Source organism: Acidovorax sp. SUPP3334, assembly GCF_030159055.1.
Taxonomy (GTDB): domain Bacteria; phylum Pseudomonadota; class Gammaproteobacteria; order Burkholderiales; family Burkholderiaceae_C; genus Paracidovorax.
This window is the reverse complement of sequence record NZ_BQXQ01000051.1, coordinates 20,831-27,745: the sequence shown is the minus strand read 5'-3', so window position 1 is coordinate 27,745 and position 6,915 is coordinate 20,831. Positions and strand designations below refer to the sequence as shown.

Annotated in this window: 5 protein-coding genes and 1 pseudogene; 3 read left to right on the top strand and 3 right to left on the bottom strand. The window is 69.4% G+C overall.

The genetic code is table 11. From position 1 onward, the window contains the following. On the top strand, positions 1–132 hold a 132-nt coding region (locus tag AVHM3334_RS21075), incomplete at its 5' end, for an integrase core domain-containing protein (RefSeq protein ID WP_284415452.1). A 25-nt stretch (positions 133–157) separates the two neighbouring features. Here AVHM3334_RS21075 and AVHM3334_RS21070 read toward each other — a convergent pair. The 3 genes and pseudogenes from AVHM3334_RS21070 to AVHM3334_RS21060 form a co-directional block, all read right to left on the bottom strand. Then, positions 158–604 (bottom strand): CBS domain-containing protein, encoded by a 447-nt coding sequence (locus AVHM3334_RS21070; RefSeq protein WP_284415449.1) that lies wholly within the window; start codon positions 602–604, stop codon positions 158–160. Positions 605–767: 163 nt separating this feature from the next. Beyond that, complete coding sequence (locus AVHM3334_RS21065) at positions 768–1,421, bottom strand: DUF937 domain-containing protein (protein ID WP_284415448.1); 654 nt, start codon at positions 1,419–1,421, stop codon at positions 768–770. Positions 1,422–1,635: 214 nt separating this feature from the next. Then, a pseudogene (locus AVHM3334_RS21060) lies at positions 1,636–1,974 on the bottom strand (chemotaxis protein); the annotation flags it as partial. A 379-nt stretch (positions 1,975–2,353) separates the two neighbouring features. On the opposite strand from AVHM3334_RS21060, the gene AVHM3334_RS21055 reads away from it, so the two are divergent. Both AVHM3334_RS21055 and AVHM3334_RS21050 read left to right on the top strand, forming a co-directional pair. Next, entirely contained in the window at positions 2,354–3,742 is a 1,389-nt protein-coding gene (locus AVHM3334_RS21055; protein ID WP_284415447.1) for an efflux RND transporter periplasmic adaptor subunit, read from the top strand. A 13-nt stretch (positions 3,743–3,755) separates the two neighbouring features. Continuing rightward, a complete protein-coding gene (locus AVHM3334_RS21050) occupies positions 3,756–6,911 on the top strand; it encodes an efflux RND transporter permease subunit (RefSeq protein WP_284415446.1) in 3,156 nt (1,051 codons plus the stop codon). Positions 6,912–6,915 lie beyond the last annotated feature (4 nt).

Here is a 6,915-nt window from a genome sequence, read left to right as displayed (position 1 = left end):
AGCAAGGAACGCACAGCATGGTTGCCTGCGTTCCTGAGCTACTACAACGCCAGGAGGCCCCACTCGGCCTTGGGCTACAGACCTCCAGCTTCCCGACTTGCCGGGTATAACCTATTGCAACTCGACACCTAGCGCGCTTGCACAGTGCGCGGCGGCGTCAGTTGCGCTGGCCGCCGGTGATGTACTGCTCCATCTGCTCGATGATGAACTGCTGCTCGGACATGATGTTCTTCACCAGATCGCCGATGGAGATCAGCCCCACGAGCCGCTCCGCTTCGTCCACCACGGGCAGGTGGCGCAGGCGGTTGGCGGTCATGAGCTGCATGCACTGCTCGCTGGTCTGGTGGGGCCGCACGAAGCGCACGGCGCGCGTCATGACATCGCTCACCTGCGTGGCGCCGGAGGTGCGGCCCAGCAGGGCGACCTTGCGGGCGTAGTCGCGCTCGGTGACGATGCCGGCGATGCGCTCGCCCTCCATCACCAAAAGGGCGCCGATGCCCTTGTCGGCCATGAGCCGCAGCGCGTCAAGCATCGAATCCGACGGCCCGATGGTGTGGACCTGCGCGCTGGGTTTGGACTGGAGAATGTCGGCAACTGCGGTCATGGGAGCCTCCCGTTTTGAAGTGGCGTGGATGGCCGCAGTTTCCGCCGAACGGCCGGTCGGGCGCAACAGGGAGTTCACGGTCCGCCCAGGGGCGGCGGAGCAATTGGTTGCAAAGCGGGCGGGTGGGCCGTGCGTCAAGTCCGTCAACGTGCGTCAAAGTGCCTCAGCGGCGCCCGCCGAACAGGCCGCCGCCGATCTTGACCAAGTCCGACAGGCCGACCTGCCCGTCGCCGTCCTGGTCGAGCAGGCTGCCCAGCAGCCCGCCGCCGAGGCCGCCCTGCTGCTGCGCCCGTTCGCGCTCATGGCCGAGGGTGCGCCCCAGGCTGCCTGCGTCCATGCCGCCGGACTGCACGCGCTGCGCCAGGAACGACATGACGATGGGTGCCAGCAGTTTCAGCAACTGCCCGGCGTTGGCGCCCAGGCCGGTGGCCTGCGCCAGCCCCGCTTCGGCCTGCGGGCGCTGGTTGCCGAACACGTGGCCCAGGATGTCGGCGCCCTGCCCCAGTCCGCCAGCGGCACTGCCGCCGCCGGCCGCGCCCCCCAGCAGCGAACCCAGCAGCCCGCCCAGGTCGAGCCCGCCCGGGCTGGCGGCCGCGCCGTCCATGTGGTCGCGCTGCAGCGCGCCCAAGAGCGCGTCGGCGCCCTGCGGCTGCGCGGCGTTTCGGCCCAGCGCGCCCAGCAGCAGGGGCAGCGCCGTCGCCACGGCGGCGCTGGTCTGCTGGGTGTCGGTGCCCAGCTGGCCGGCCAGTTGCTGAAGCGGCGCGCCTTGCAGCTGGGCCATCAGTTCGTCGGCCAGGGAAGGGGTGGATGGGTTCATGGGGCGCTCCTTCGGTGCGGTTGCGATGCGATGCGATACACCAGGGTGTGGTGCGGTCGCCGGTGCGGCTGCGGTTGCAGCGGGGCCGGACATCGGCCCCGGGCGCCATGGTATGCCCGCGCCCTGCCGCCCGCGCCTCAATCCCCTTCGGGTTTCAATCGCTCACGTTTGCGCCAGTGCCGGGCGCTCGGCCCGCAGCCGGGCCGCGGGTGGCACGGCCCGAGGCGGCCTGGATCTGCTGCATCGTGGCGGCCACGCTGTCCACCACGCCGCTGGTCCGCTCGGCCACGCCCGTGGCCTGCCGGGCCAGTTCGGCCGCCTGGCGGGCGGAGTCGGCGGTCTGGCGCACGGTGCCGGTGATCTCTTCCATCGATGCGGCGGTTTCCTCCAGATTGCTCGCCTGCGTCTCGGTGCGGGCGGACAGCTCCTGGTTGCCCTGGGCGATGGTGCCGCTCGCGGCCTGCATCTTCTCGCTCTCGCGCCGGGCGTCGCCCACGATGGACTGCAGCAGGTTCACGTTGAGCTGGCCCAGCGCCTTCTGCAGGTCGCCCACGCCGGTTGGCCGCCCTCCACCAGCGGGGCGACGTTGGCCATCACCCAATGACTGGGCTTGATCTGGGTCAAGCGTTTCGGCCCCCTCGGGCGGTGCGCAGTCGTTTCCAAGCCACCGATTTGCTATCGTTTTAATAGCTTTCACCACAATCATCTCTAGGGCACAGAGGCGATTTGACCCAAAAACCGCCATTCCACCGCACAGAAACCGGTGCCGGCACGGCAGGGCCCGCCGCGGGCCGCTGCGCTCCCTTGGCGGCACGAAGGTTGCAAGGTCCGGCAAAGGCCCGCCGCGAGGTCTTTGCCGCCTGCTACAGCTTCACACGATCTTTTCAATTGACCGTCAGAATGCTCGCCACAACGAAAGCCGTGCCTCGCCCATGAATTGCCCTCGATCCGCCACACGCTCGCTGCCCGCTCTGTCCGCCGACTGCTCCCCACGGCCTTCCCCGTCCCTTCTTTCATCACCGTTTTCGCCATCCGCCCCCCCGCCCGCCCTGCGCTGGGCGGTTGCCGCCGTGCTGGCGGCCGCGATGGCGCTGGCCGGCTGTTCGGACAAGTCGGCCAAGCAGCCCGCGCCGCGCGCCCCGGTGGAAGCCGGCGTGGTCACCCTCCAGCCCGAGCGGCAGTCGATCACCACCGAGCTGCCCGGGCGCACCAGCGCCTTCCTGGTGGCCGAGATCCGGCCGCAGGTGGGCGGCATCGTGCAAAAGCGGCTCTTCACTGAAGGGGCGGACGTGAAGGCCGGCCAGGTGCTGTACCAGTTGGACGCATCGCCCTTCCAGGTGGCGCTGGCGAGCGCCGAGGCCTCGCTGGGCAAGGCGCAGGCCACCGTGGGCACGGCCGAAACCAACGCGCGGCGCAATGCCGAGCTGGTCAAGATCGACGCCATCAGCCGCCAGGTGTATGACGACAGCCAGGCCGTGCTGGTGCAGGCCCGCTCCGACCTGGCGGTGAACCGCGCCGCCGTGGAAAACGCCCGCATCAACCTCGGCTACGCCCGCATCAAGGCGCCCATCTCGGGCCGGACCTCCACCTCGGCCGTGACGCCGGGCGCGCTCGTGACCGCCAACCAGACCACGGCGCTCACCACCATCTCGCAGATCGACCCGCTCTATGTGGACGTGACCCAGTCCAGCACCGACGTGCTGCGCCTGAAGACCGACCTGGCCAAGGGGCGCTTTCAGCGCGCGGGCGAAGGCCAGGCGCGCGTGACGCTCAAGCTGGAAGACGGCAGCACCTACGCCCAGTCCGGCCGGCTGCAGTTCAGCGGCGTCACTGTGAACCCCGCCACCGGCGCGGTCACCCTGCGCGCGGTGTTCCCCAACCCGGACGGCCTGCTCATGCCCGGCATGTACGTGCGCGCGGTGCTGGAGACGGGCGTGAACGAGCAGGCCCTGCTCGTGCCCCAGCAGGGCGTGACGCGCGACACCGCCGGCAACGCCAGCGTGCTGCTGGTCAATGCCGAGAACAAGGTCGAACGCCGCAAGATCCAGGTCGAGGCCGCCGTGGGCAACCGCTGGCAGGCCGTGGGCGGCCTGGCCGCTGGCGACCGGGTGGTGGTGGACGGCCTGCAGCGCGTGAAGGTGGGCGACACGGTCAAGCCGGTGGAGGTGGCGGCCCAGGCGGCCCAGGCAGCCGGCGCACCGGCAGGCGGCGCGTCGTCGGCGGCCCCCGCCGCATCGGGCGCCCCGGCTGCGGCCCCTGCAGCAGCCACAGCAGCCACCGCGTCCGCGGCATCCGGCGCAGCGGCCCCGGCCGCCCGCTGAAGGACCGCCCGCCATGGCACAGTTCTTCATCAACCGGCCCATCTTCGCGTGGGTCATCGCCATCGTCATCATGCTGGCGGGGGCCATGTCCATCAAGACATTGCCGCTGGAGCAGTACCCCAACATCGCGCCGCCGCGCGTGTCCATCAGCGCCACCTACACCGGCGCCTCGGCCAAGACGGTGGAGGAATCGGTCACCCAGGTCATCGAGCAGCAGCTCAAGGGCCTCGATAACCTGATCTACATGGGCTCGACCAGCGATGCCTCGGGCGGCTCGCGCACCACGCTCACCTTCAATGCCGGCACCAACATCGACGTGGCGCAGGTTCAGGTGCAAAACAAGCTGCAGCAGGCCATGTCGCGCCTGCCGCCCGCCGTGCAGAGCCGGGGCGTCACCGTCACCAAGGGCGGCAACGACTACCTGATGATCGTCACCTTCACCTCGCCCGACCCGAGCGTGACGCAGGTGGACATCGGCGACTACATCTCCAGCAACCTGGTGGACGTGATCAGCCGCATCGACGGCGTGGGCGACGTGGCCACGCTGGGCACGCCCTACGCCATGCGCGTGTGGATGGACCCGGCCAAGCTCGAAAAATACGCGCTCATGCCCTCCGACGTGGGCAACGCCATCAATGCGCAGAACGCCCAGGTCTCCGCCGGGCAGCTGGGCGCCCTGCCTGCCGTGGGCGAGCAGCAGCTCAACGCCACCATCACCGCGCGCAGCAAGCTGCAGTCGCGCGAGGAGTTCGAGAACATCGTTCTCAAGTCCACGGTGGAAGGCGCCATCGTGCGCCTGAAAGACGTGGCCCGCATCGAACTGGGCGCCGAGAACCTCACCATCACCTCGCGCCTGAACGGCCAGCCCGGCGCCGGCATGGGCGTGGTGCTGGCCGACAGCGCCAACGCCATGGCGGTGGCCAACGCGGTGAACGCCAAGATCGCCGAGCTGCAGCCCTTCTTTCCGTACCAGCTCAAGCCCTTCACCAGCTACGACACCACGCCCTTCGTGAGCGCCTCCATCGAAGAGGTGGTCAAGGCGCTGGTCGAGGCCATGCTGCTCGTGGTGCTGGTGATGTACATCTTTTTGCAGAACTTCCGCGCCACCTTGATCCCCGCGATCGCCGTGCCCGTGGTGCTGCTGGGCACCTTCGGCGTGCTGTCGGTGGCCGGCTACTCGATCAACACGCTGACCATGTTCGGCATGGTGCTGGCCATCGGCCTGCTGGTGGACGACGCCATCGTGGTGGTGGAGAACGTCGAGCGCGTGATGAGCGAAGAAGGCCTGCCACCGAAGGAGGCCACCCGCAAATCCATGGCCGAGATCACGCCCGCGCTGGTGGGCATCGCGCTCACGCTGTCGGCGGTGTTCATCCCCATGGCGTTCTTCGGCGGCTCCACCGGGGTGATCTACCGGCAGTTCTCCATCACCATCGTCTCGGCCATGGTGCTGTCGGTGCTGGTGGCGCTCACGCTCACGCCGGCCCTGTGCGCCACGCTGCTCAAGCCCATCCCCAAGGGCCAGCACAGCCCGCACGGCGCGCCGCGCCGGGGCGTGCTGGGCTGGGTGGACCGCTTCTTCACCGGCTTCAACCACCGTTTCGACCGCACGGCCGACGGCTACCAGCGCGGCGTGGGCCGCGTGCTGCGCCGCGGCGGCCGGATGATGATCGTCTATGCGCTCATCGTGGGCGGCATGGCCGTGCTGTTCCTGCGCCTGCCCACCTCGTTCCTGCCCAATGAAGACCAGGGCGCGGTGCAGGTGCAGATCACGCTGCCGCCGGGCGCCTCCAACACCCGCCTGCAGGCGGTGATGGCCGAGGTGCAGAAATACTTCGCGGCGCAGCCCGACGTGGTGAGCTTCAACTCCATCACCGGCTCCAACGGCGACCAGAGCTCGGCACGCGGCTTCGTGCGCCTGAAGGAATGGAGCGAGCGCCCGCTGGCCTCGCAAAGCGCCGACGCCATCGCCCGCAAGGCCACGCGCGACCTTTCCAACATCCGCGACGCGCGCATCTTCGTCGTGCTGCCGCCCGCCGTGCGCGGCCTGGGGGCCAATGCGGGCTTCAACTTCCAGCTCAAAGACCTGAACGGCCTGGGCCACGATGCGCTCGTGGCCGCGCGCGACAAGGTGCTGCAGCTCGCCGGCCAGCGGCCCGAGCTGTCCAACACCCGCAGCAACAACCTGGACGACACGCCCCAGCTGGGCGTGGCCATCGACGACGCCAAGGCCGGCGCGCTGGGCCTGGCCACCACCGACGTGAACGCCACGCTGGGCAGCGCCATCGGCGGCACCTACGTGAACGACTTTTTGAACAAGGGCCGCGTCAAGCGCGTGTACATGCAGGGCGATGCGCCCTACCGCATGCTGCCCCAGGACATCGCGCCCTGGACGGTGCGCAACAGCCAGGGCCTCATGGTGCCGTTCTCGGCGTTCTCCAGCACCAGCTGGACCTACGGCTCACCCCAATTGCAGCGCTACAACGGCAGCCCCAGCTACGAGTTCGTGGGCGATGCGGCCACGGGCGTCAGCTCCGGCGCGGCCATGGACGCGGTCGAATCCATCATGAAGGAAATGCCCCCCGGCATCGGCTACGAATGGACCGGCGCCTCCTACCAGGAGCGGCTGTCGGGCTCGCAGGCGCCGCTGCTGTACGCCGTGTCGATCCTGTTCGTGTTCCTGTGCCTGGCCGCGCTGTACGAAAGCTGGTCGGTGCCGTTCTCGGTGATTCTGGTGGTGCCGCTCGGCATCGTGGGCGCGCTGCTGGGCATCGGCATTCGCGGGCTCTCCAACGACGTGTACTTCCAGGTCGGGCTGCTCACCACCGTGGGGCTGTCGTCCAAGAACGCCATCCTGATCGTGGAGTTCGCCACCCAGTTGCAGGCCCAGGGCAAGAGCGTGATCGACGCCACGCTGGAGGCCGTGCGCCTGCGGCTGCGCCCGATCCTGATGACCTCGCTGGCCTTCGGCTTCGGCGTGCTGCCGCTGGCCATCGGCACCGGCGCCGGCGCCGGCGGGCGCCAGGCCATCGGCACCGCGGTGCTGGGCGGCATGATTTCGGCCACCGTGCTGGGCATCTTCTTCGTGCCCGTGTTCTTCGCCCTCATTCGAGGCTTCTTCGCCGACCGGGCCGCCAAGGCCGGCCCGCCCGCTGGAGCCGCCGCATGACTCG